This is a genomic window from Qipengyuania sp. GPGPB31, assembly GCF_038396345.1.
GTDB lineage: Bacteria > Pseudomonadota > Alphaproteobacteria > Sphingomonadales > Sphingomonadaceae > Qipengyuania > Qipengyuania citrea.
This window is the reverse complement of sequence record NZ_CP149572.1, coordinates 333,095-355,629: the sequence shown is the minus strand read 5'-3', so window position 1 is coordinate 355,629 and position 22,535 is coordinate 333,095. Positions and strand designations below refer to the sequence as shown.

At 58.9% G+C, this 22,535-nt stretch carries 22 protein-coding genes, 1 tRNA gene and 1 pseudogene; 7 read left to right on the top strand and 17 right to left on the bottom strand.

The window, feature by feature from the left end:
* Positions 1-241: 241 nt before the first annotated feature.
* The 5 genes from WKH79_RS01930 to WKH79_RS01910 all read right to left on the bottom strand — a co-directional run bounded on the left by WKH79_RS01930 (position 242) and on the right by WKH79_RS01910 (position 5,504).
* A complete protein-coding gene (locus tag WKH79_RS01930) occupies positions 242-1,399 on the bottom strand; it encodes a Shedu immune nuclease family protein (protein ID WP_341859438.1) in 1,158 nt (385 codons plus the stop codon).
* 140 nt (positions 1,400-1,539) lie between these two features.
* Positions 1,540-3,057, bottom strand: a complete 1,518-nt coding sequence (locus tag WKH79_RS01925) for a trypsin-like peptidase domain-containing protein (RefSeq protein ID WP_341859437.1) — start codon at positions 3,055-3,057, stop codon at positions 1,540-1,542.
* Between the two features lie 484 nt (positions 3,058-3,541).
* Positions 3,542-4,081: a hypothetical protein gene (locus WKH79_RS01920; RefSeq protein WP_341859436.1), complete on the bottom strand. Its 540-nt coding sequence runs from the start codon at positions 4,079-4,081 to the stop codon at positions 3,542-3,544.
* A complete protein-coding gene (locus WKH79_RS01915; protein ID WP_341859435.1) occupies positions 4,065-4,568 on the bottom strand; it encodes a GIY-YIG nuclease family protein in 504 nt (167 codons plus the stop codon). Before WKH79_RS01915 ends, WKH79_RS01920 begins: the two co-directional genes overlap by 17 nt.
* Positions 4,569-4,580: 12 nt before the next feature.
* The gene (locus WKH79_RS01910; protein ID WP_341859434.1) at positions 4,581-5,504 is read right to left on the bottom strand and encodes a phage exclusion protein Lit family protein; all 924 of its coding nucleotides are present in this window, start codon (positions 5,502-5,504) and stop codon (positions 4,581-4,583) included.
* Between the two features lie 508 nt (positions 5,505-6,012).
* On the opposite strand from WKH79_RS01910, the gene WKH79_RS01905 reads away from it, so the two are divergent.
* The 3 genes from WKH79_RS01905 to WKH79_RS01895 all read left to right on the top strand — a co-directional run bounded on the left by WKH79_RS01905 (position 6,013) and on the right by WKH79_RS01895 (position 9,981).
* Positions 6,013-8,271 carry an AAA family ATPase gene (locus WKH79_RS01905; RefSeq protein WP_341859433.1) on the top strand — a complete coding sequence of 753 codons (2,259 nt, stop codon included), beginning with the start codon at positions 6,013-6,015 and terminating at the stop codon, positions 8,269-8,271.
* A gap of 234 nt (positions 8,272-8,505) precedes the next feature.
* A complete protein-coding gene (locus tag WKH79_RS01900; protein ID WP_341859432.1) occupies positions 8,506-9,468 on the top strand; it encodes a toll/interleukin-1 receptor domain-containing protein in 963 nt (320 codons plus the stop codon).
* Positions 9,469-9,480: 12 nt separating this feature from the next.
* Entirely contained in the window at positions 9,481-9,981 is a 501-nt protein-coding gene (locus WKH79_RS01895) for a hypothetical protein (protein WP_341859431.1), read from the top strand.
* 50 nt (positions 9,982-10,031) lie between these two features.
* On the opposite strand, the gene WKH79_RS01890 is transcribed toward WKH79_RS01895, so the two are convergent.
* The 6 genes from WKH79_RS01890 to WKH79_RS01865 all read right to left on the bottom strand — a co-directional run bounded on the left by WKH79_RS01890 (position 10,032) and on the right by WKH79_RS01865 (position 14,093).
* Positions 10,032-10,250, bottom strand: coding sequence for a hypothetical protein (locus WKH79_RS01890; RefSeq protein ID WP_341859430.1), 219 nt, complete (start codon positions 10,248-10,250; stop codon positions 10,032-10,034).
* Between the two features lie 25 nt (positions 10,251-10,275).
* A complete protein-coding gene (locus tag WKH79_RS01885) occupies positions 10,276-10,701 on the bottom strand; it encodes a hypothetical protein (protein ID WP_341859429.1) in 426 nt (141 codons plus the stop codon).
* Positions 10,682-11,296: a hypothetical protein gene (locus tag WKH79_RS01880; protein ID WP_341859428.1), complete on the bottom strand. Its 615-nt coding sequence runs from the start codon at positions 11,294-11,296 to the stop codon at positions 10,682-10,684. The genes WKH79_RS01885 and WKH79_RS01880 overlap by 20 nt, the downstream gene beginning before the upstream one ends.
* Positions 11,297-11,400: 104 nt before the next feature.
* A complete protein-coding gene (locus WKH79_RS01875) occupies positions 11,401-12,873 on the bottom strand; it encodes an N-6 DNA methylase (RefSeq protein ID WP_341859427.1) in 1,473 nt (490 codons plus the stop codon).
* 242 nt (positions 12,874-13,115) lie between these two features.
* Positions 13,116-13,400 carry a hypothetical protein gene (locus tag WKH79_RS01870; protein ID WP_341859426.1) on the bottom strand — a complete coding sequence of 95 codons (285 nt, stop codon included), beginning with the start codon at positions 13,398-13,400 and terminating at the stop codon, positions 13,116-13,118.
* Between the two features lie 189 nt (positions 13,401-13,589).
* Entirely contained in the window at positions 13,590-14,093 is a 504-nt protein-coding gene (locus WKH79_RS01865; RefSeq protein ID WP_341860081.1) for a site-specific integrase, read from the bottom strand.
* 187 nt (positions 14,094-14,280) lie between these two features.
* On the opposite strand from WKH79_RS01865, the gene WKH79_RS01860 reads away from it, so the two are divergent.
* Entirely contained in the window at positions 14,281-14,697 is a 417-nt protein-coding gene (locus WKH79_RS01860) for a hypothetical protein (RefSeq protein WP_341860135.1), read from the top strand.
* Here WKH79_RS01860 and WKH79_RS01855 read toward each other — a convergent pair.
* Positions 14,602-14,802, bottom strand: a pseudogene (locus WKH79_RS01855) (Arm DNA-binding domain-containing protein); the annotation flags it as partial. The gene WKH79_RS01860 and the pseudogene WKH79_RS01855 sit on opposite strands and share 96 nt — an antisense overlap.
* A 206-nt stretch (positions 14,803-15,008) precedes the next feature.
* Positions 15,009-15,094 (bottom strand) — tRNA-Tyr (locus tag WKH79_RS01850).
* A 142-nt stretch (positions 15,095-15,236) separates the two neighbouring features.
* Here WKH79_RS01850 and rlmB point away from each other — a divergent pair.
* Together rlmB and WKH79_RS01840 are read left to right on the top strand one after the other, a co-directional pair.
* Positions 15,237-16,025 (top strand): 23S rRNA (guanosine(2251)-2'-O)-methyltransferase RlmB, encoded by a 789-nt coding sequence (rlmB, locus tag WKH79_RS01845; protein WP_341859425.1) that lies wholly within the window; start codon positions 15,237-15,239, stop codon positions 16,023-16,025.
* A gap of 25 nt (positions 16,026-16,050) precedes the next feature.
* Complete coding sequence (locus tag WKH79_RS01840) at positions 16,051-16,881, top strand: hypothetical protein (RefSeq protein WP_341859424.1); 831 nt, start codon at positions 16,051-16,053, stop codon at positions 16,879-16,881.
* A 91-nt stretch (positions 16,882-16,972) separates the two neighbouring features.
* Here WKH79_RS01840 and WKH79_RS01835 read toward each other — a convergent pair whose 3' ends face one another.
* Both WKH79_RS01835 and lon read right to left on the bottom strand, forming a co-directional pair.
* The gene (locus WKH79_RS01835; RefSeq protein WP_050600063.1) at positions 16,973-17,245 is read right to left on the bottom strand and encodes an HU family DNA-binding protein; all 273 of its coding nucleotides are present in this window, start codon (positions 17,243-17,245) and stop codon (positions 16,973-16,975) included.
* A 253-nt stretch (positions 17,246-17,498) separates the two neighbouring features.
* Positions 17,499-19,886, bottom strand: coding sequence for an endopeptidase La (gene lon, locus WKH79_RS01830; protein WP_341859423.1), 2,388 nt, complete (start codon positions 19,884-19,886; stop codon positions 17,499-17,501).
* Between the two features lie 184 nt (positions 19,887-20,070).
* Between lon and WKH79_RS01825 the strand changes: the two genes are divergently transcribed.
* A complete protein-coding gene (locus WKH79_RS01825; protein ID WP_237452495.1) occupies positions 20,071-20,265 on the top strand; it encodes a hypothetical protein in 195 nt (64 codons plus the stop codon).
* Between the two features lie 50 nt (positions 20,266-20,315).
* On the opposite strand, the gene WKH79_RS01820 is transcribed toward WKH79_RS01825, so the two are convergent.
* Complete coding sequence (locus tag WKH79_RS01820) at positions 20,316-20,651, bottom strand: YbaB/EbfC family nucleoid-associated protein (protein ID WP_063505538.1); 336 nt, start codon at positions 20,649-20,651, stop codon at positions 20,316-20,318.
* Complete coding sequence (locus tag WKH79_RS01815) at positions 20,648-22,489, bottom strand: DNA polymerase III subunit gamma/tau (RefSeq protein ID WP_341859422.1); 1,842 nt, start codon at positions 22,487-22,489, stop codon at positions 20,648-20,650. Before WKH79_RS01815 ends, WKH79_RS01820 begins: the two co-directional genes overlap by 4 nt.
* Positions 22,490-22,535 lie beyond the last annotated feature (46 nt).

Genomic DNA, 22,535 nt, shown 5'->3' with positions numbered 1-22,535 from the left:
CGGACCGCTATCGGCCCAATTGCCGCCGGTCTGGAATGCGCCCAAAGTCGATCATTTAACCAATCGAAGCGCGATCCCGAAAACAGCCATTCATTCAGTACCCGACGTTGGCAGCTTTTGCCGGCTCACAGTTCGTTTCATTTTCCGCTACGCTGTGTCGCGTGCGAGCTCTTGATCACTTCGGCGATTACGCGACGAACCCGGCGCTTAACCCCACAAACCCACAGACAGCACCCGCGGATTAGAAGGGTATTTTGTCGTCGCTGTCGTATGCGAGAGCATCGTAGGTCTGACTTGCGGCCCATTCGCCGGGTTCGGTTCTCGCGTCAGCTTCGACTTTCGCGCTGATGTTCTCAACGATGCAGTGTGCCCGCTGATAGAGTTCGTCAAATGTGACGATTTCCGGCGATCGAGTATTCCGACGATAGAGTTCGAAGCACGCGATTTTGTGGTCGTTGCCGCGGAGTTCGGCCAAGTTGCCGATCACAAGGTAGCTGCGGGGTTCCACTGAATAGGCGAGTTCGCCGGTGTCGTTGCCGTCGCCGTCTTTCAGCACGTCCCGGAAGCGGTCGCGACTAAACTGGAATGCGGTCTTTTGCGTTTGCGTGACGGCTGCGGAGAGTTCGTCAGACACGGCCCAACATCCGGCTCGATACGGATCTTTCCGCAACAGGTCCGTTGAACCCTTTTTGATTTCGATGAGGACATATTGGCTGATTTCAGCCCGCGTTCGCATAAGCGCGTCGGCGGTTTTGCCGGGCGTGTCGAAGGCATTGCCGGTTGTTCGCGCCTCTAGCTTCGGACCTACCTTGTCCAAAAAGACGTAGTTCAAACCATGTCCGAACACCCACGGATTGCGTTCGAAGTACGCTTGCCATTCGCGTTCACTGTGGTCTGTACCTAGCATCGCTTCGAACTCGGCGAGCGCCTGTCGCTTCGCTGCTACAGCGTAAATGTCTTGATGAAGCGACGGCGTTTCGGCGAGGCCCTTTACGATTGCCGCGCCCTTGTCCGTCGCTAGAAGCGTAACGAGTGCAGCAACGTCAACATTTTCCAGTGACACCCTCGCCTTCGTAGCTTCAGACAAGTCTAAGTGCGAAATGATAGATAAGAGCTGCGCCATTTGGGCTGCTTGGCAATAGTTCACTTGGATGTGGCCGTCGCTCTGCCAGCCGTGCGTTTTGTGAAAGCGGAGCTTCGTGATCTTCAGCGAACCGAAGTCGTTTCGATCGCTTACATAGAATGCCTTCACCGCAAGTCTGCAGCGTGGGGTGATTTCGACTTCCCCTAAGTCTTCTTCGCTTTCTGCGACGATCGTAGCGAACGCTCCCTTTTGCGCCGGGTAGGTGTAAAGATGGTTCGGCTTATAATTCGCCAGATATTCAATGTCATCCGCCATGCCGAACTTTTACCGCGTTTGAGCGCAAGATCGAAGAGGGAATGTACAAACCTCGGTTTTGAAATTCCAGTCATTCCGCTCGGCCCCAAGCCGCTAGTCCGCGCACTAACCTTAGAATTTCTCGAGTATTAAAAACGTTGTTATTGACATACGTTGGTAAGTTGTCGCAGCTCGCGTGCATCTATAGCGAAATCCCGACCCTCCTGTGGACCGCCCTTATGAATAATGCCAACGACTTCGCCAGATTCGTTCGTGACAGGACCTCCTGACATGCCCTGTGCGAGCTTTTGGGTGACTTCGATCAATCGCACATCTGCTTTTTTGGTTAGCGTACTGACGACACCAGGTCGTATGTTGAGGGGGTCGCCAAATCCCCAGGATGGATAGCCTAGCGCGTTGACTTTATCGCCTACCGCAGGAGCCCTGACCCCAAGATCCAACTCAAAATATTCTGTTACCGGAATGTCGTGCGAGAGGATTGCGAGATCGCGCGCATTATCGACATGAGCGACTGTAGCGGCGAAGGTATTTGCATGGTTGGCCGGGTGAAAGATCTCAATATGGCCTTGTCCATCCAAACAATGGGCAGCTGTAACCAGGCCGACATCCTTTAGAAAGAACACGGAACCTTGCTCATTGTCGGACTCGGTCACCCAGATTGCACGCTCACGGCGTTCTTCCATGGTTGGCTCGATCGGTATCGCTTGAGATGGAAGGCAGATATTGTGCCGGACGATGATGCTGCGGACGACGGGATCATACGCCCCTTTGACATTGACCAGCCATTCGATTTTACCGCGGATGTGCTGCGCAAGAGAGCCGCTATTGCCCAAGTCAATAAATCGCTGCTGCGCACCGATCGGCCCCAACTTCTCGAATGAATGAAGTTTAGCACGAAGGTTTCGCACGAAACGGCGATCGACGTTCAGCAACTCATTCACCTTCAGACCTGTAACCGTCCGCCGGGAATTACGATCGGCAAAATGCACTTTGCTCGGATTGAGCGTAAATCCATTTGCAGTGAAAATTTCGAGAAGCTGCGATGAGAGCAGTTCGAGCTTGAAGTTGCCGCTGGGTGGAATGGCACTTTCGAAAGCGGCTGTTATGGGCTGGTGGCTCGAAAACGTTATATCGTCTGCATAGCGGGTGTAGATGCAACGCGCGCTCTTTGCGAAATGCATCAATTCCCGATCGAGTCGAAAGCAAATCATGTTCGACAGGACTGGGCTCGTTGGGGCACCTTGTGGAAGCGCGCCCTCGCAGCAGCATACCACGCCAATCGTTGATGCGACGTCATGGCTCACCCCGATGGCCTCCAGAACGCCTACGACACGGTTTTCCGTAATCGTGCCGAAGAAGTCTTGGACGTCAATATTGAGAATGTTCCGCCGGCGCAGATGAGCTGTGGCATTGGTTTTGACCGACTTACCACTCACGAAACCATGGACAGGATTGCGAACCCTATAGAGCTGATTGAGGAGCGGGAGGATGCGACGCTGCAAGTGCTTAAGACGCTTGTCCGGTGCGAGTATCCGCCGCCGTTTTCCGCCTGCCTTTTCAAGTTCGAAGACGTGATACATCTTCCGGCGATACCAGCGAATTTTCTTCAGTTCGCGTTCGTTCATTCCCCAATGCGCGAGCAAGGCCGCCTTGCTCACCAACTCTGGAGGTATCGGGACATGAACGGGAGGGGCGAATGGATTTGACGGTATGGGATCCCCCTTCCAATCACGCCCGGGCCACCGAAAAGACACGGCGCGCATGATATGCGTTGACGTTAGCTCTTACGCCGCAGTTTCACAGCGCGTATGCGAAGGAAGATCCCACGGCGCCCGCGATAACACCAGTCGGCCTGACGAGCCAGCGGTAAGGATCGGAGGGTCTCGATCCTCCAGGATGACAAGCAGCGGATGCTGATCGAGACGTTGTTTCAATACCCTCTTCGCTAGAACCGGGCGGTCCGCTGTCGGCCTAAGTCCGGCCCACCTCAAGCCGTTCAGGTCAGCGCCCACTCTGATCGCTTAGGCTATTCCGCCTTTCGCCCGAAAGTGACGCTTCGCGGATCCACATCAGAGAACCCGCGTTCTTGATGGCCTACGTAGAAACCTGCCACTCAAAGGGGTAGTTTCTAGAAAGCATGGATCAGGCTAGCTGTCCGTGACGTTCGAGCAGGCGCATGAGGACGGCATTCGCCTGCGTAAAGTTCTCGCGTTGGCCCTTGATTTGATATGCCCATTTCGCGCCATGGAAGAGATTGTTGCGCAGGCGCCAGACAATCATCAGCAGAGCCAGAGTGCGGTCCCGCGGATCGTTGTTCGCACCCAGGATAACGGCTTCCACAAGGTCGGGGTGGTCGGACTTGCGCAGGTCGAGGAACGGATAGTGATGGGTCAGTTCGCCGTCGGCGAAATAGCGGTCTCGAAAATAGGCTAGCTGTGCATCGTAGAGGTCCGCACCCAGTACGTCGGCAGCCGCCCAGGCATCGACTTTCTCGGTTATGCGATCGACGCGGGCGTTTTCCTCCATGATGTCAGCCTCGAACAGGCTCCAGAGGAAGGCGAAGTCGAAGATCGCGCGTCGGTCGTCGTCGGGTAGATCCTGAAACCCGGGGGCTCGCGCCTCCAGCCACGCTTCGCTTGCGCTATTTGGCTTCTCCTTCCATCGATCAGTCCTCCGGTTCATCGTCGCGCCCGCTCAGCTCCGAAAAGTCGGTGAGCGTGTCGCAGTTGATGCAGTAATACATCTGCGAGGCATCCTGAAAGGCCATGCCGCAAAGGCATCCGCAGAAGGGGCAGCACTCGTCGATCTCGAGATCGCCCCATTCCCAGACGCCGAGATATTCGGGGACGACATCGCGGTCATAACCAACGATCTCAAAGGCGTCGGCATTCTTCGCGACAAAGCCGTCGCTGGTGGCGCGCATAAGGATTGGCAGGATGTCTGCCGGCTCGATCGCGAACCACTCACCGCGGACCCGCGTCGCCGCGAAATGATGATGGAGGCGGCGTTCCAGCTCGAACGTCTCCTCGGTATTGATCCACCCGAGGAGACGGATCGCGGAGGGGTTGCCGGTCTGGAGGTTGTTGCGGCGCTTCTCAATGTCCTTGGCGACGCCAATCTTGATGCGGCAGTAGCCGCTATCCTCTTCTCCGATGAAATAGACCGGCATACCGCGTTTGCCTCAGCCGATCAGGTCGAGAAGGCCCTCGACCACGGCCTTGTCCGATGTAGCGACGAGATCAAGCGGCCGGCTCTCCTGGCGCATGATCGCGATGAGCAGGCAAGCGGTGAAGGTCCAGAATGGAGACCCTTCCGACAGGCTATGGCCATCGATCATGGCACGGATGCGCTCGGCGATCGGCGGGTATTCGTCATTTCCCCAGTGTGCATGGGTGGGTGTCATTGCGTGGACGATGATCGCCGCGAGGGCGATGCCCATGGCCCGTTTCTGAGCGACCTGCGCGAAAGTGTGGCCATGGGCACCAGCATATTCGGCCACATTGCTCGTCATCGTCTCGCGCGCCCAGGTGTCGCAAGCCATCTCTTCCTCATAGCCTGGTGTTGGCGCGTCACCGGCGGCGCGGAACATGACGTGTTTCAATTCGTGGAGAAGCGCGAATGCGAAGGCGAGGCCGACAAGGTCGAAGGCCGCCTTTGCTTGCGCGTCGCCCAAGCTGGCGCGGTCAGCGGTGGGCAGGGGAATGTCTGTCGGCCATTGGATGGCGGCGGTACTACCTGCCTCCCGGAGACTGTGGGCGGCAGCGATTCGCTGCTTGAAATCGAACTCGAACTGGCCCCGACCGTGATCGGCCTTGAGCGCGGCGTCGATCGACACGCCGGTGCTGGTGGCGAGGACCAGCGCGGGGGCGTAGACCTCGACTGCGCGCCAAGCGGCGAAACCCAACAGCCAGAAGAAATCCAAGGTTTTGGTGTCGAACTTGATCCGCTTGCTGGTCGCGTTCAATGTCAGACCAGCCCTGCTCGGGGCGATCTCAACAGAATGTTGGTGGTCGGCCCACAGCCGGCAAAGTTCATCGGCCTTTTCCGGAACGGCGCCTCGCAAAAGGCTAAGCACAATGGTTTGGTTGGAAGGTTCGGTCGGCATCGGAATCTCACGGCGGGAGGGCGCAAGCGCGTATCATGAATAGCTTCGGCCATTCAATATGATGGCACCTAGGTGAAAGCCGAATATCCAGATGTCTCGGGTGCTCATTCCACGAGGCGGCAGATCGGCGTTTGAAGCGTAAGGATTTGTCAAAGGATTGGAACTTGACCGGCCGCTGTAAGGACGTGACCTGACCCGCACACCAAAGAGCCTAAAACGGTGGCTGCCGACAAGCGCCGACGCTTTTTCGCCCCGCTTAAGGAGCGACAATTTGATCGACGTTTGCTGCTTGGAAGGCGGTAACGAAGGTCAGCTATTCATCTTGAGTTTCTCGAAAGCCGCCTGTCTGTTACCGGCCCAGGAGCCGTCCGGCGGCTCCGGGAAAAGCTGACAAGCAGCAAAGCGCCCTATTATCAATCGGAGAGCTGTTCTATCGGCATGTTCGACAGCCGCCATTCGTTTGGGCACCCTTACCGTCTTGTGCTAGCTAGCGCATAGGAGGCGACAAGTGCTTAACCAAATAAACAAGATCAAAGGCTTTGGTGTCTTCGACAATTATTCGGCGCCAGCTGGATTGCCGAACTTTGGGCGCTTCAATATCATTTACGGGGAGAATGGCTCAGGAAAAACGACGCTGTCTCGCCTACTGGCTTGCTTACAGGCTGGAACGCATCCCGATCATCCAGCGCTCGAATTCAGTGTGGAGACGGAATCCGGCCCGCTGGCCCACGGCCAAAATTATCTACGCAAGGTACGCGTCTTCAACAGCGACTTCGTCGACGCGAATATCGGGCGCTTTGACGGTCCGCTCCGCCACATTCTCATACTCGGCGAGGAGAATAAGACGATCGCCGAGGAGCTGAAAGCGGAGATCGCAACGCGCGATGGACGTCTTGCGACCTTACAAACCCAGAATGCGGCTCTCACGAAGCAAGAGGCCGAAAAAGGGAAAGTCTTCTCCAAAATCGCTCAAACGATTGGCGAGGCTACTAGTGGCTCGACACTTCGCACATATCGGAAGCCAGACGCTGAGGCCGCCTTCGCCAAGCTTACAGAGGATTCAAAATCGCTTAGTGATGAGGAGCTTGGGGCGCATCGAGCGACCGTTCACCAAGAGGAAATGCCGACCGTCGGTGCGCTAACTCAACCCATCATCCAACAGCCGGATGGCACTGCACCGATTGGGGTAGTCGCCGCTGCTGGCGGGGCGGCCGAGCGAGCCGGCATACTCACAAACAGAACGGCGCAATCAGCAGTCATCGAGAGGCTCGCGAGCAAACCCGCCATTGCGGCCTGGGTAGAGGTTGGAATCAAGCTCCATAAAGGACACGGTTCCGAGAGCTGCGAGTTTTGCCAGCAGACATTGCCTGCAACCCGCTTGCAGGCCCTGGCGGAGCATTTCAGCACCGAAGATCAGAAACTCAAAGAAGACATAGAAGCCGAGAGACTTTTTCTTGCTGAAATCCGGGAGGCGCTCGGCCGCTTCAAGCTGCCCGATCGCCTCGCGCTCTACTCTGAGCTCCGCGCGGACTACGACACCGCGATCGAAGCCGTTAGCAAGCAGACTAGCTTGTTGAGCGAAAAACTCGACGAAATCGATGTGGCGCTGAAGGTCAAGTTGACCCAGCGCACAACCACTTATGAGCCGACGATGGTGTCTGGCACGGAGCGATTAACGGCAGCATTGCAGGCCGTTGCAGACATCCTGAAACGCCATGACGCAAAGACGAGCGTATTCGATGCTCAAAAGGTCAATGCTCGAAATGCGGTGGAAGCGCATTACCTCCTGACAATCAGTGATCAGGTGAAGGAGCAGAGCGACTCAATCGCAGCGCTGAAAGCAGAGATTCATCTGCTCACCAATGGCGGCGAAAGCCTTCCAGACAAGCGCAGCCTTGCGGATCTGTCGCAGTCGATCATCGACAAACAGGCAAAGGTCTCAAATGAGCACGCGGGCGGAGCTAACCTCACCGAACATCTGAAGCAATTTCTGGGGCGAACCGATTTGCGCTTTGAATCCGGCGCGGATGGCTATCGCGTGCTCAGACGTGGCAAGCCTGCCAAGCGCCTCAGCGAGGGAGAAAAGACCGCAATCGCGTTTCTCTATTTCCTGGTGCAGCTCAAGGATCAGGATTTCGATCTCGCCGAAGGCATAGTCGTGATCGACGACCCGATCTCAAGTCTCGACGCCTCAGCGATCTATCAGGCTTTTTCGTTTCTGAAGAATAGCGTCCAGGGGGCGAAGCAGCTTTTCATCCTCACTCACAATTTTGAGTTCCTACGGCTGCTCATCAACTGGGTGAGAAACATCCCCGGTCCCAAAACGGACAAAACCTTCACGATGGTTCTCTGCACCGAGACGGCCGATGGTCGGTCTGCCCGTCTCGCGCCGCTGGACAAGCTGTTGGTCGATCACGCTACGGAATATCACTACCTCTTCAAAGTTCTCTATACCTTTCAGTCCGACGGCACGATCCTGGGTTGCTATCATGTACCCAATATCGCCCGGAAGGTTCTCGAGACCTTCCTCGATTTTCATGCGCCGTCCAGCAAGAGCCTCTATTTGAAGTTGGAGGAAACAGATTTCGACCCCCACAAAAAGACTGCGATTTATAAGTTCGCGAATGACCTGTCCCATCACACAGGAAAGGGCTTTGATCCGGCCTTGGTATCGGAAGCCCAGAAAAATACCGCCTATCTGTTGGACATGATCAAAGCCGTCGCGCCACTTCACTATGCAGGCCTAAAGAAACTTTCCGAGCCGTGAGCGAATGGCCCCAGTGCGCCCCGAGTGTTTCGTTCAAACTATCTACCTCGAAGCTTGCCCCTCTACGGACGGTATGCAGCATTTACGAACCGATAGCTGCCTGTCTGCCATCGGTCCGATCTCGTACGTTTGCTGCTCATTTCACCAAACTGCTTAAATTGGCGGGATACAATCTTGTGATGATTGGCGTTCATACCAAATTGTGCAAAGGCGACCAGGGAGGAAGCGCGAGAAGTGGCCAGTCTGTTCTTTTCATATTCGCACGCAGACGAAGATCTTCGCGATCAATTAGAAACCCAGCTTGCGATGCTAAGGCGGCAAGGCGCGATTGAGGTTTGGCACGACCGGCGTATCGGTGCAGGCGATGAATTCGATCCCGAAATCATGCAGCATGTTGAAAACGACGACATCATTCTGCTGCTGGTAAGCCCTAATTTCCTCGCCTCAGACTACTGCTATGATCGCGAAATGCTTCGCGCCATGGAGCGCCACGAGGCTGGCGAGGCAATCGTAATTCCCGTAATCCTACGCGCATGCGAGTGGCATCACGCACCATTCGGTAAAATAAATGCAACGCCTCCGGATGGAAAGCCCATTACTCAGTGGCCAGACCGCGATCAGGCCTTCCTCGAAGTGGCCAAAGCAATCCGAAAAGCGATTGAGAAACTGGAGCCTGGCGCCCAGTCCGTTCAACTACACCCGACTGTTCAAGTGCAAGGTAGGTTGGCGAACGAAGCAACGAATCCGAGGTCCAGCAACCTGCGATTGGCGAAGCAATTCACTGAGAGACAGAAGGATCAATTCCGCGTCGAAAGCTTCGAATTTATCGCTCGGTACTTTCAAAACTCGCTAGCCGAATTGCAGGATCGCAACGACGGCATCGAAGGCGTATTCCGCCGAGTTGATGGAAACCGCTTTACCGCGTCGGTCTATCGAAATGGCAAGGCACTCGCCCGTTGCACCATTTTCCTGGGCGGCGGGTTCACCGGGAACGGCATTGCTTTCGTTCATGGTGAAACGGATTCCAGCAACACGCTCAACGAATCCCTTTCCGTCGATGCGGACGATCAATCGCTCTTTCTGAAAAGCTTTGGCATGTCTGCTGCGATCAACGGAAAGCAAGAAGCAAAGCTTTCTCAGGAAGGCGCAGCGGAGCACTACTGGGCAATGCTGATCGAGCCTTTGCAGCACAACTGAAAGGAGCGGTCGATGCTATCACCCGCTGAATTTACTGTAGGCGCGCTAACCGGCGCGCCTCACATGTCATTGGTGATCCCGCACGATAAGCGTTCAGGATGCTTCTTGCCTTTGCGGTTGGAAGGTCGCGGAACTTTTGCCGTTTTCCTGACCGGTGAAGATCGTTTCCGATTCTTTCACTACGGGAAGCCCGATGACGAGGAAGACGCCTATTTTCTGAAGGGTATCGTGATTTCGCAGATCGCAATCGAGCTTGATGAAACGTCGGCCTATGATCCTGATAGCGGCAATCGTGCGCTAGGTTCGCTAATCCGCACACAGGACAGACTTGAAATAGTGGTCAGGAGTGCGCGTGAACGAGTAGGCCAAACCATGTGCCTTCCAATCATTACCGAGCTGCCTGGGTGCGAAACCGGTGCGAGGGCCGCCTTTACTCGATGGCGCATTGTTCTTGGAGAAGGCCAGGAGAAGCGCGAACTTTTGCTGGTCGATTGTGTGGAAGTTCCGGCCTGAAATAAACTGCACGATTGCCGGTTCAATATTCAGAGAATATCGAGGCCAGCTTAGGTTTCATCAGCAATAATGATAAAAGCTGCGTCGCGCTGCTCCGCATGCTTCAGAGCTGCCTCTTCAGCAAGCTCAACAGTCGCATACTCTCCGTTCTCAGAAAATCCGGACATGGCGCCTTGAAGCATAAATCCTGATTGAACCCGACCATTCCAACCCTTGCTAAGCTTGAGATAAGCAACGGGTTTTCCCTTGGGTAATCGAATAATGTCCATCGCGTTCTCTCCGCAATATGGTCGACTAGGTTGTCCTTCGAGCAGCTTCAACGCGGCGTTGGCGAGCTAGCTCGTGCATGTTTACGGGCGTTGCGCCTAGAACTCGCGTCACCATGGCATTCAGAAAACGAGACGGTGACAGGTTGGCCGGCGTGAGATCCTTCAAAATTGTCACTTGAGGCAAATCGGGGACAGATTGGCCTTGATCTGACGTCGGCGCGGCGGTTGACTCTTCTTCATCTGCAACCACTTCAGCGCCTGGCTCAAGTATGCCTTCAGGATCTGGCTCTATCTCGTCTGCAGCCGCTGCCCCGTGGTCATCGTACTGCATCAGAATGAGGCAAGTCGCATGGTAAGCATCGTCTTCCTGCCCAAGCTTCGCCAGAAGATCGAAGAGCCAGTCGGCTGTTCTTGGTTCCTTCTGCAGAATGTCAGAACGTAGTCCGAACATGAAGCCAAGCGCAGCGAGGGTGGCGCAGCCGCAGATTCTTGGCGTCGCCGTATGATTCCTCGATACGGTTAGGTGCGTTCTTGCCGTAGGAGGAATCCATACGCTTGGTCGATATCAGGATCTCGGGCCCTGTGGCCCAATCTGTCATGATCACGTCGACCTGCTTGAGATAATTCTTGCCCAGGATCGCTGCCGACGATGAGGTCACCCCGGTAATTGAAGACTTGCTCTCGACACGTTCTACGATTTGCTCACGCAGCTTGATAGGAAGCGATTGAATCAGCGATGCGACGGGTGCAGGCAAGATACGCGGGTTTGCTGGGCGCGGCCAAACCTGATCGCGGTCGAAGCCAGCGCGGCGAAGTTCGTAGCTTAGCCAGACGTCGAGCGCGAGCGCTGGCACACCAGACTGGGTATTTGCTTTGAGGTAGAGCGGAACGCCAAGCAGTCGTTCGAGGGTGGCATAGTCAGGCTCAAATAGCAGTTCGCCGTTGGCGGAATTCAACCAAGGGTTGGTATGCGCGCCGTCCGGTGCCGCCTCAGAAACGATGCGGTCAAAAAGCACCCAAGCTTGCGACTTCGTCGAATCAGCCATTCGCTGGGCCTCCACGGTTCAAATTGTTGAATAAAGAAAGCCGGGATTGCCAAGCTATAGAGCGTGCGGATCCGACCGAATATGCCCCTCCAAATGGCCAACCTTCAGTCAGCATAATGGCGCCAGCGTTGCATTGTTTTCACTGCGTCTTCGAGTTCCTCGTCTCGCTCTCGGCCGAACGTAGAGATAGAAGGGAAGACGATGCGACCTGCCTCGCGTGGCTCAAGCTTGAGCATTCCGCCGCCTAGCGCGTGACCTTCGAGTTCGCAGCTTAGACGCACAAACGGCGAGGACCATTGTCCAAGATACTTTGCCGCTGCCTCGTTGTCCCTAATCCGGATCGAATGAACACTGTTCGTGCAGGAAACGCCGGCAGCATTACGAACGAGATTGGCGCGCCGTCCAGACATATAGCTGAGGACATAGTCGGGGATTTGGACGTCAGGGACTGCATACCAAGGCGCGCGATTGCGGCATTTATAACCTTGTCTCGCAGCTCGTCCGGCGCTGCTGTTGAGGTAATCGCGGATTGAAATGGGCAACTCCTGATCGCGTGTGAGCCGAAGCAAGAGTACGGGGTCGTCATTGCGCTTCCAGCTCTCAACGGTAGCTTTGGTAATTTGCCGCTCTGGCATAGCCCGCCCGTTGCGAACTGCTGGCTGCAGAAACCTTTCGGGGATACTCAGCCGTTCCGCATCCGAAGGGCGCAAGTGGAAAAAGTTGTTGTCGCCGCTGATATAACCGATGCCGACATTCGCAAAGTCAGCGAGGCGGCGGGTCTGTTGATCGTCGAGCGTATCAGCATACAGATTGCGAACCGATACGGGCAGCAGATAGGGACGAAGCCGTCGGTTCCAGATCGCGCGCCACTCGTCGAGATTTACCCGTATTGTTGGCTTCGGCGGAGACTTCGTTGACTTGAACTCGTCGACAATAGTGAACTCAATCGCTTCGCTCTTGCCCCCGAAGCCCTCGGTATAAAGCAACCAGCAGTCTTCCGAGAGAGTTGGGAATAGCTTTTTGCGCACCGCCACAATCTGCACTCGGGCAAACGATGCGACGAGATACTCGAGAAGCGGTGCTGCATAGGGCGCGTGGCCAATCTCGGCTGGCACAACGAAGGCCATTCTACCGCCCCGTTTCAAGAGTCCGGCGGTGGCAACTAGAAACGGTGCCCATGATGACGTGAGCCCACTGAAGCGGACGCCAAGATCAAGGCAAAGATCGAGTGCGCGGCGCCGCATTTCGCCTTTGAAAGTCTGGTAACGAATAAACGGAGGATTTCCGGCTGCACATTCGAAGCGCTCATGGGTTTCAATTGCCCATGTGAAGAAATCGCCTTCGTGCACCAACGCGCCAGGAGCACGCTCGATTGCCAGATGAGCCGATACCGGATTTTGCTCAATGCCGACGCTATTGCGGTGGTTGGCCAAGAATGCGCCATCGCCACACGAGGGGTCAATCATGCGATCGCTTGGCTTTTGGCAAGCCCAGCAAACGAGAGACTCGCTGACGCTGCCGGGGGTGAAATAGGCCCCTGACCGCTTCTTTGAAAATTCCGGAGACGTCCCCAACATGATGCATCACCTTAGATTATTTGCGCTACCCAGCAACAGGGTGGATGGGGAACATATAGCGAACATAGGGGATTGGCAACGTGCATCCGGGGATAAGAAGGAGCCGGCGTCCCAAAGCTTTCTGGCGCTCCCTATGGTGGATTGGCGGGTAGCAGTCCGACAACCTACTCAGACTAAGCTCCAGATTTTTGGCGTGTTGTCCTAGTATCGCATTTCAGGGCTGCCCTTGCGGGCGACCTGCTCTATTCGCTGCGCGAACCGGGCCTGTAGGCCCGGCCCATTCGGGTGACGATCAGGAGCGGGATCAGATTGAGCGGGAGTTTCCGGAAGTCGCGCTCTGTCCCGCGCTGCGCGCTCCTGAGGGCGCGGCGTTTTTGAGCTAACCCGCAGGCACTCTTGCCTCTCTCATTGCCGGATGCCCGCTGGCGCACTGATCGCGCGCGCAGGACGTCCGGCGGCTTCGCGCCGTCGCAAGAGTGCTGTTTCTTGTACGGATCGCTGACGCGATCCTTGCGCGGGAACGCCAAGGGCTTCGCCCTCTCGTTCCCGAAACCGCAAACAGACGCCCCCGGGTGGCGGGCTTACGCCCGCTGGCCCGCGCCAGGGCATCGGTTTGCGGTTTTCCCTCCCCCTCCCACCCTCGCCGGAAGGCAGGCGGCATGGCGAGGGCCATGCGCGCCAGTGGTAGAGGTGGCCTGGTGGCGGCGGACGCCGCGCTAGTCGTCCGCCTCCAGAGCTTCCTTCACTGTGACTGCGCCGGAGCAATAAGCGCCCCACTCATCCATGAGCTTCACTCGCATACCGGGATCCTCTTTGGTACCCAGGTAGGTGGTGCGGCGATAGGCCGCCTGAACCGCGTCTGGCGTCTTGTGTGCAAGCGCGGCCTCGACCACCGCGTTTGGAAAACCCGCGTTCGCTGCCCAGTCCGTGAATGCCGAGCGAAAGCCATGGACGTGAAAGGGCTCCTGCATGTCCCGCAACACCTTGAGCAGCGTCATGTCGGACATCGCTTTGCCCGTTACACCCGAAAAGACCACTTCGGCTCCCTCGACTCGGAATGCATCCGCCTTTGCAAGGACGCCGATTGCCGCCTCGGAGAGTGGGACCACATGTGCCTTGCTTCGCTTCATGTGCCCGGCGGGGATCGTCCAGAGCCGTTCTTCCAGATCGAACTCGTCCCACGTGGCGAGTCGGACCTCCTGCGAGCGCGTGCCGGTCAGGATGAGGAGATCGAGCGCAGAATCGTCCGAAAGATGGCTTGCGTCTCAGTGCGGTCAGGAAAGATGGAATGGCCACATAAGGCATTGCCTTGCGGTTCTGGGTTTTCTTGATTTGCCGAGGCAGGCCCCGCCCTGCTTTCAGGCTGCTGTTGGCAGACGGTGCTTCGGTCGATCTCCAGCCCTTTGCATGCGCATAGTCCAGCACCGCACAAATACGGTTGCGCACCTGGCGGGCGGTTTCCGGGATTTCCTGCCAGATCGGGCTGAGGACTTCGATGATGTCGGCTGCGGTGACACTGCCGGTCGGCATGTCACCGAGTTTGGGGAATGCGTAGTTCTCAAGACTGGCGAGCCATTGGCGTGTGTAAACATCGCTTTTCCAGCCCGCTTCATTGTCGGAGTGGTATTGAGTGGCGGCTTGACGGAAGGTGACCTTGGCGGCGGCTTCGTCTTTTCGTTCCGTGAGAACGTCGCGCTTTTCAACTTTAACCGCCTTGCGCAGTTCGTTAGCTTTCTCGCGTGCCTCCGCCAGCGTGACCAATTTGGCACTCCCAACCCCGATGTCCCTCCGCTTGCCGTCTTGCTGGAGTCGAAGCAGCCATGAAGCGGAGCCGGTTTTCCCCACTTTGAGAAATAGACCGTCGCCATCCTGATACGTGCCCGGATTCGCCAAAGCTGCCTTTACTGCCACCGCCGTAAGCTTACCCATTTCCTTCCCCACACTTCCGCAGGCCGTTCCGGAAAATACAAGTGTGGGGAAGCGTCCGTCTTTCCCCACACCTTCCCCACACTAGGCCTCGGATGCAGGTGGATCACGATGGCTCTGTGGGGACGGAATAGACGCAATATACCGCAGAAATCCAACAGTTTCCATGGATTTCTGGGGATGCAGGTAGATGCTAAGAGAGAGGGCGGTGGTGGACAGGGCTGGATTCGAACCAGCGTACGCTTGCGCGGGCAGATTTACAGTCTGCTGCCTTTAACCACTCGGCCACCTGTCCACACGGGCCATTTCACTGAGGAAATCGAGGGATCGGATAGTCCGACCCCGTGCCGAGAGGCGCCCCTTTGGCGAAGCGGCGCTTGCCTGTCAATGCCCTCGCTGGCACAGGCCCATGCAAAGTTACAGACAGGACGTATTCGATGGCTAAAGGCGAACGCAAACGTGCACTCAGGGGCCGTGCGGGCCGAATGAAGGGCGGCCGGGGCAGCGGCCGCGCGGGATCGGGGCAGGTGCGCCTGTGGGGCCGGCACGCGGTGGAAGCCGCGCTCAAGAACCCCGACCGGGTGCACCGCAAGCTGTGGGCGACGCGCGATGCGATCGATACGCTCGATGGCGAATTGCCGGCGGATTTCCCTCTCGAATACGCCGAAGCGACCGATCTGGCGCGGCTGGTGGCCAAGGATGCCCCGCACCAGGGACTCGTGCTCGAATGCGCGCCGCTGGAAGACACGCACCTCGACGAGGTACTGGACGGAGACCCGGCGCGCCCGATCGTGGTGCTCGACCAGGTCACCGATCCGCACAATGTCGGCGCCATCATGCGTTCCGCGGCCGCATTCGGCGCCGCCGCGCTTGTCACACAGGATCGCCATGCCCCGCCCGAAGGCGGCGTGATCGGCAAATCGGCCTCCGGCGCACTCGAAGTGCTGCCCTGGGTCCGCGTCGTCAATCTGGCACGCGCGCTCGAGCAGATCGCCGAGGCGGGATACTGGCGCATCGGTCTGACCGGCACTGCCGATGCGACGCTGGGCGAAACGCTGGCCGCAGGCCCCATCGCGCTGGTGCTCGGGGCCGAAGGCGAAGGCATGCGGCAGAATATCGAATCGCATTGCGACGTGCTCGCGAAACTGCCGATCGGAGACCAGATCGAGAGCCTCAACGTGTCCAACGCGGGAGCGATAGCGCTCTACGCGGTCGCCACGCGCTAGCCCACTTCAACACGGGGGAACCGACATGAACCGCATCCTTATCGCACTGTCCGCATCGTTCGCGCTCGGGGGATGCCTGTTGTCGCCGGGGACGTTCAGCAGCGAACTGCACCTGTATTCCGACGAAAGGTTTTCCTTCGCTTATGACGGCGAGATCGAGATGCTCGCCCTCAGCCAGCTGGCACAGATGAACCGGGCGAGCGAAGAGCGCTTCGAAGCCGAATGCTATGACGAGGATTACGAGGTCCGCGAGTGCAGCGAGGCCGAGATCGCTGCGCAGCGCGCTGAATGGGAAGAGACTGCCGGCGAACGCGCGGCAGAGCGCGTACGCGAAGCGGAAATGCTGCGCCAGTTCGTCGGCAGTATCGATCCGTCCGACCCCCAGGCCGCGCAAGAGATCGCTACGCGGCTGGAACGCCAGCGGGGCTGGGAAAAGGTCGAGTATCGGGGTGACGGCCTCTTTGATGTGAGCTTCGTCACTGCCGGGACACTGACGCACGATTTCGTCTTTCCCACGGTCGAAGGGATGCCGGGGGCCAATGCCTTCGTGAGCATCAACCTGCGCGACGGCGGCGAAGTGCGCGTCGATGCCCCCGCCTTTGCTGCAGGCAAGGAAGAACCGTCCTGGGGCACGGCGTCTTTCGCCGCCCTTGCTGCCATGGCACAGGCCGAGGAAAGCGGCGAAGCCCCGCGAATTGTCGTGCCCCAGGGCACATTCACGATCGTCACCGATGGACGGATCCTGGCGAACAACACCGATGAAGGCCCCAAGCCGCACGCACGCGGGCAGTCGCTGAGGTGGAATGTAGGGCCGTCGACGCAGCAGCCGCCCACCGCGCTGGTGGCATTCGACTGAACGATACGAAAACGCCGCGCCTCCCGGGATGGAAAGCGCGGCGCAGTTCGGTTCCATCCGCGCGTCAAGCGCGCGGATGCGGAAATCGTGCTTAGTTCACGGCGTCCTTGAGGCCCTTGCCGGCCTTGAACTTGGGCTGGTTCGAAGCCTTGATCGTCATCGGCTCGCCAGTGCGCGGGTTACGACCGGTCGAGGCCTTGCGCTTGGCGACCGAAAACGTGCCAAAGCCCACCAGGCGCACTTCGTCGCCGCTCGACAGCGACTTGGTGATGGCGTCGAAAACGCCTTCGACCGCGCTCGAAGCGTCGCTCTTGGAAAGGCCGCTGGAGTCGGAGACTGCGGTGATCAGGTCGTTCTTGTTCATTCTGGGAAACCCCCTTGTTTTGTCTTCGGGTGGGAATGGCTGAATCGCCTCGGCGAAGACGGAGGAATTGAGAGTTTTTTAGGCGCGCTGTCAAAGGCATTTTTGGCTGAAAACAGCGGATTTCAGGGCAAGATAGCGGAAAACTAGGGTGAACCGCGAATTCACCAATCAATCTGGCGAGTGGTCACGCGACATGGTCCGCGAAACCGAGTCCGCGGACCATGCGAGTCGCTGCAATGCAGCACATCAATTGTTAATGCGCAGTCTGTGATGCCACTCTTTGTGCGTGATCGGGCTGCGCTGCGAGATCGTCGGCTTCGGTCCATTCGATCGGGTCCGGCACGCTGCACAGCGCATGCGCGAGCACTTCGTCGACATGGGCCACGGGAACGATTTCCAACCCGTCCTTCACATTCGCGGGGATTTCCGCGAGGTCCTTGACGTTTTCCTCGGGGATCAGGACTTTGCCAATCCCGCCGCGCAGTGCGGCGAGGAGCTTTTCCTTCAACCCGCCGATGGCGAGAACGCGGCCCCGCAGCGTGACCTCGCCGGTCATGGCGACGTCGGGCCGTATCGAGATCCCCGACAGCGTCGAGACGATCGAGGTGACCATCCCCACGCCAGCGCTGGGGCCATCCTTGGGCACTGCCCCTTCGGGCAAGTGAATGTGGATGTTGCGGCGCTGGAACAGGCTCGGCTTGATCCCGTAATGCGGCGCGCGCGCCTTCACGAAACTGAACGCCGCGGCGACGCTTTCATTCATCACTTCGCCGAGCTTGCCGGTGGTCTTGATCTCGCCCTTGCCCGGCGTGGTGACGCTTTCGATCGTCAGCAGTTCGCCGCCGACCTCGGTCCAGGCGAGCCCGGTCACGGCACCGACCTGAGGTTCTTCCTCGCTCATGCCGTGCTTGAACTTGCGCACCCCGGCAAACTCGCTGAGGTTGTCAGGCGTAATCGTGACGCTTTCGACCTCGTTTTCGAGGATCTTGCGCAGGCTCTTGCGAGCCAGCCGGGCGAGTTCCCGCTCCAGCGTGCGCACGCCCGCCTCGCGGGTGTAATAGCGGATCAGGTCGCGCAAACCTTCTTCGGTCAGCTCGAATTCGCCTTCCTTGAGGCCATGTTCCTCGATCTGCTTGGCAAGCAGGTGGCGCTGGGCGATCTCGACCTTTTCGTCCTCGGTATAGCCTTCGAGCCGGATGATCTCCATCCGGTCGAGCAAGGGCTGCGGCAGGTTCAGGCTGTTCGCCGTTGTCACGAACATGATGCCCGACAGGTCGAGGTCGAGTTCCAGATAGTGGTCCTGGAACTTGCTGTTCTGTTCGGGGTCGAGCACTTCGAGCAGCGCCGAAGCGGGATCTCCGCGGAAGTCCTGGCCCAGCTTGTCGATCTCGTCGAGCAGGAACAGCGGGTTGATCTTGCCCGCCTTCTTGAGGTTGGTGACGATTTTGCCCGGGAGCGAGCCGATATAGGTGCGCCGGTGCCCGCGGATTTCCGCTTCGTCGCGCACGCCGCCGAGCGATTGGCGCACGAATTCGCGTCCCGTCGCCTTGGCGATGCTCTTGCCGAGCGAGGTCTTGCCGACACCCGGCGGTCCGACGAGACACAGGATCGGCCCCTTGAGCTTGCGCGTGCGCGCCTGCACCGCGAGGTATTCGATGATCCGGTCCTTGACCTTCTCGAGCCCGTAGTGATCGGCATCGAGCACCTGCTGCGCCTTGCCGATGTCTTTCTTGACCTTGCTCTTCTTGCCCCAGGGCAGGTCGAGCAGCACGTCCAGATAATTGCGGATGACCGTCGCTTCGGCGCTCATCGGCTGCATGGCCTTGAGCTTCTTGAGCTCGGCTTCGGCCTTTTCGCGGGCTTCCTTGCTGAGCCTGGTTTTGGCGATCTTTTCGGTCAGTTCGGCGATTTCGTCGCTCGCGTCGTCGTCGCCGCCCAGCTCGTTCTGGATCGCCTTGAGCTGTTCGTTGAGATAGTATTCGCGCTGGGTCTTTTCCATCTGCCGCTTCACGCGGCCGCGGATCCGGCGCTCCACCTGCAGCACCGAAAGCTCGCCTTCCATGAAGGACATGACCATTTCGAGCCGCTTGAGCGGGTCGCGCTCGACCAGCAGCGCCTGCTTGTCCGACACCTTGGCATTGATCGCTGCGGCAATCGTATCCGCGAGCTCGCCGGCATCGTCGATATCGCCCAGCTGGTCCGCCGCGTCCTCGCCCAACTTCTTGTTGAGCTTGGCGTATTCGCCGAACTGTTCGACCACCTGCCGCATCATCGCGACCACTTCATTGCCCGAAGCGGTTACCAGATCGCTCGACGAAACCACCGCTTCGACGAATTCGCCGCGCGGTTCGAGTGCTTCGAGCGATGCCCGCTCCGACCCCTGAACCAGCACACGAACGGTGCCGTCGGGCAGCTTGAGCAGCTGCAGGACCTGCGCCACCACGCCGACGTCGAACAGATCGTCGCGCTCGGGATCGTCGCAGCCCGGGTCGAGCTGCGCGAGCAGGAAGATGTCCTTGCTTCCTTCCATCGCCGATTCGAGCGCGGCGACCGATTTGTCACGTCCCACGAACAGCGGCACTACCATGCCGGGGAACACCACGATGTCACGCAGGGGAAGAAGGGGGTAGCTCTGGGTCATCAATCAATTCCATTGGGGGCCGTTGTCGGCCGTTCCCGAGGAATATGGTGAGCCATGTCCCGCAACGCAACGCCGCCGGTCAAAGTCATGTGGATGGCTGGTGACGCGCTTCACACGCGTTTAATGTCGCTTAACCATACACCGATTCGGTGCCAAGACGCGTTCTGCAGTGGGAGGGCTAGCGATGCTGGGTTCAATGGTCTGCAAAATGCGCGGCCATCGCGTGAACCGTCGCCATGTTTGGGACGACGGGATGAATTTCCGGACGAATTGCGCGCGGTGCGACGCGGCTTTGATCCGTGACCGCGAGGGCTGGCGCACCTTCGACAACAACCGCGATCTGGACGAACGGCGACGACCGCATCCTCGGCAGGACTGATAGGCCTTGGCCGGAGCGCTTCTGAAACGCCCCGGCCAGGGAAGTGCACATCACATTCCGGGCAGCTTGAACCCGGCGGGAAGGCCGGCGCCCTGCTGGATCTTGTCCATTTCCTGACCCGATACGCGATCGGCGCGATCGCGCGCGTCGTTGAACGCCGCCGTCACCAGATCCTCGAGCATCTGCTTTTCTTCGGGCTTCATCAGGCTGTCGTCGATCGCAACGCCAACGATCCGGCCCCGCGCGGTCGCGCGCACCTTCACGAGGCCGCCGCCGGCCGATCCTTCGACTTCGATTTCGTCGAGCTTGGCTTGGGCATCGCTCATCTGCTTCTGGATCGTTTCCGCGGCCTTCTGCGCCTGCGCGAGCATTTCTTCCATGTTCATGCTTTTCTACTCCAAGGGATTTCGCGGCGCTGGGAGGATGCGCCGCCGTCTTCAATCAATTCCGCTTCGGGGAAGGTGTCGAGCGCAGCCCTGACGAGCGGATGCGCGCGTGTTGCTGCGGCGGCCGCATCACGCTCGGCCTCGGCCACTTCGACCAGCGAGGGCGCGCCACCCCCGCCCGGCACTTCCTCGACCGCCCAGCGCTTGCCGGTATGGCGGTGCAATGTCTCGCGCAGGACCGGCGCGATATCTTCGGAATATTTCGCATCGCGCCCGTAGCGCAGGGTACCGTCGGTGAACTCGACCACCCGCACCTGAAGGCGCATGACGCTGGCCTGCTGCATCATCCCCGAAGCGTCGATCGTATCGACCGTTTCCTTCCAGTCCAGCGCCGCCTGCGGGGCCGCATCGCCCCCGCCTTCCGGTGCGGGGGAAGATGCTGGCGCAGGTCCTCGCTCGACAAGGGTTTCGAGCTTCCTGGCCAGCTTGCCCGGATCGGGCATCTGTCCGGCATGCAGGGTGCGCAGCAGCGCCATGCGCAGCGCAACCAGCGGATCGGGCGCAAGCCGGACTTCCTCGTGCCCCTTGAGCAGCAATTGCCACAGACGGTGCAACTGGCCGGCGGGGATCCGCGCAGCCCATTCCGCCAGTTGCTCGCGCTCGTCCGCGCTTACCCCTTCGGGCTCGTTGCCGGAAACCTGTGCCACCGTGATCCGATGGGCCACATCCATCTGCGCACGCAGCAGCGCCAACGGCTCTACGCCCAGCGCATATTGTTCGTCGACCGCCTCGAGCAGGGCCTTGCCCTCGCCCTCCAGCATGTGGCCGAACAGGCGCCGCTGCGCGCTCTTGTCGGCCAGGCCCAGCATGTCGCGAACCCGCGCTGCGGTCACCTTGCTGTCGGTATCGAGATCGGCATGCGCGATGGCCTGGTCGAGGATCGACAAGCCGTCGCGAACCGAACCCTCTGCCGCGTTGGCAACAATGTGCAGCGCCTCGGCTTCCGCCTCGACGCCTTCCTTTTCGCAGATCGACGCAAAATGCGCTTCGAGCAGTTCGGAAGGGATGCGCCGCAGATCGAACCGCTGCGTGCGGCTGAGCACTGTCACCGGGAGCTTTTCGACCTCGGTGGTGGCGAACAGGAACTTCACATGCGCGGGCGGTTCTTCCAGCGTCTTGAGCAAGGCGTTGAAAGCGTTGCGCGACAACATGTGGACTTCGTCGATAATGTAGATCTTGTAGCGCGCCGAAACCGCCGCGTAGCGCACCGCTTCGATGATCTCGCGCACATCGTCGACGCCGGTATGGCTGGCGGCGTCCATCTCGATCACGTCGATATGGCGCCCCTCGGCAATCGCGCGGCAGGGTTCGCACACGCCGCAGGGGCTGATGGTCGGGCCGCCCTGCCCGTCGGGTCCGACGCAGTTCAGGGCCTTCGCGATAAGCCGGGCGGTCGATGTCTTGCCCACCCCGCGAACGCCCGTCATCAAGAAGGCATGCGCCAGCCGGTTGCGCGCGATCGCATTGGCCAGCGTACGCACCATCGCTTCCTGCCCGATGAGTTCGGCGAAGGTCTGCGGCCGGTACTTGCGCGCGAGAACGCGGTAGGGCTGTGCGGGATCGACCGGCGCCGGATTGGCGGCATCTACAGTTGGCGGAGGCGATGCTTCTGCCGGGCTATCGGCATGCGGCGCCGCAGGCGCGGCAGGCTGCGGTGCAGCACCGCCGAACATCTGTTCCTGCCCCGCCTTCTCGAGGTCCGCCGCACTGGGCGTATCGACCTCTTGCGCGGCGCCGTCCCACGGGGGGCTGTCAGGATTGTCCGGTGAATCACCCATTGCCGACTAGGTAGGCACTACCGCGGCAAAAGTCATGCCATCACGG

Excerpts from the sequence above, each read along its gene's own strand:
- WKH79_RS01930 (WP_341859438.1), bottom strand. The coding sequence starts at position 1,399 with ATGGCGGATGACATTGAATATCTGGCGAATTATAAGCCGAACCATCTT.
- WKH79_RS01920 (WP_341859436.1), bottom strand. The coding sequence starts at position 4,081 with ATGAACCGGAGGACTGATCGATGGAAGGAGAAGCCAAATAGCGCAAGC.
- WKH79_RS01915 (WP_341859435.1), bottom strand. The coding sequence starts at position 4,568 with ATGCCGGTCTATTTCATCGGAGAAGAGGATAGCGGCTACTGCCGCATC.
- WKH79_RS01910 (WP_341859434.1), bottom strand. The coding sequence starts at position 5,504 with ATGCCGACCGAACCTTCCAACCAAACCATTGTGCTTAGCCTTTTGCGA.
- WKH79_RS01895 (WP_341859431.1), top strand. The coding sequence starts at position 9,481 with ATGCTATCACCCGCTGAATTTACTGTAGGCGCGCTAACCGGCGCGCCT.
- WKH79_RS01890 (WP_341859430.1), bottom strand. The coding sequence starts at position 10,250 with ATGGACATTATTCGATTACCCAAGGGAAAACCCGTTGCTTATCTCAAG.
- WKH79_RS01885 (WP_341859429.1), bottom strand. The coding sequence starts at position 10,701 with ATGTTCGGACTACGTTCTGACATTCTGCAGAAGGAACCAAGAACAGCC.
- WKH79_RS01880 (WP_341859428.1), bottom strand. The coding sequence starts at position 11,296 with ATGGCTGATTCGACGAAGTCGCAAGCTTGGGTGCTTTTTGACCGCATC.
- WKH79_RS01875 (WP_341859427.1), bottom strand. The coding sequence starts at position 12,873 with ATGTTGGGGACGTCTCCGGAATTTTCAAAGAAGCGGTCAGGGGCCTAT.
- WKH79_RS01860 (WP_341860135.1), top strand. The coding sequence starts at position 14,281 with ATGCGCATAGTCCAGCACCGCACAAATACGGTTGCGCACCTGGCGGGC.
- rlmB (WP_341859425.1), top strand. The coding sequence starts at position 15,237 with ATGGCTAAAGGCGAACGCAAACGTGCACTCAGGGGCCGTGCGGGCCGA.
- WKH79_RS01840 (WP_341859424.1), top strand. The coding sequence starts at position 16,051 with ATGAACCGCATCCTTATCGCACTGTCCGCATCGTTCGCGCTCGGGGGA.
- WKH79_RS01835 (WP_050600063.1), bottom strand. The coding sequence starts at position 17,245 with ATGAACAAGAACGACCTGATCACCGCAGTCTCCGACTCCAGCGGCCTT.
- lon (WP_341859423.1), bottom strand. The coding sequence starts at position 19,886 with ATGACCCAGAGCTACCCCCTTCTTCCCCTGCGTGACATCGTGGTGTTC.
- WKH79_RS01825 (WP_237452495.1), top strand. The coding sequence starts at position 20,071 with ATGCTGGGTTCAATGGTCTGCAAAATGCGCGGCCATCGCGTGAACCGT.
- WKH79_RS01820 (WP_063505538.1), bottom strand. The coding sequence starts at position 20,651 with ATGAACATGGAAGAAATGCTCGCGCAGGCGCAGAAGGCCGCGGAAACG.
- WKH79_RS01815 (WP_341859422.1), bottom strand. The coding sequence starts at position 22,489 with ATGGGTGATTCACCGGACAATCCTGACAGCCCCCCGTGGGACGGCGCC.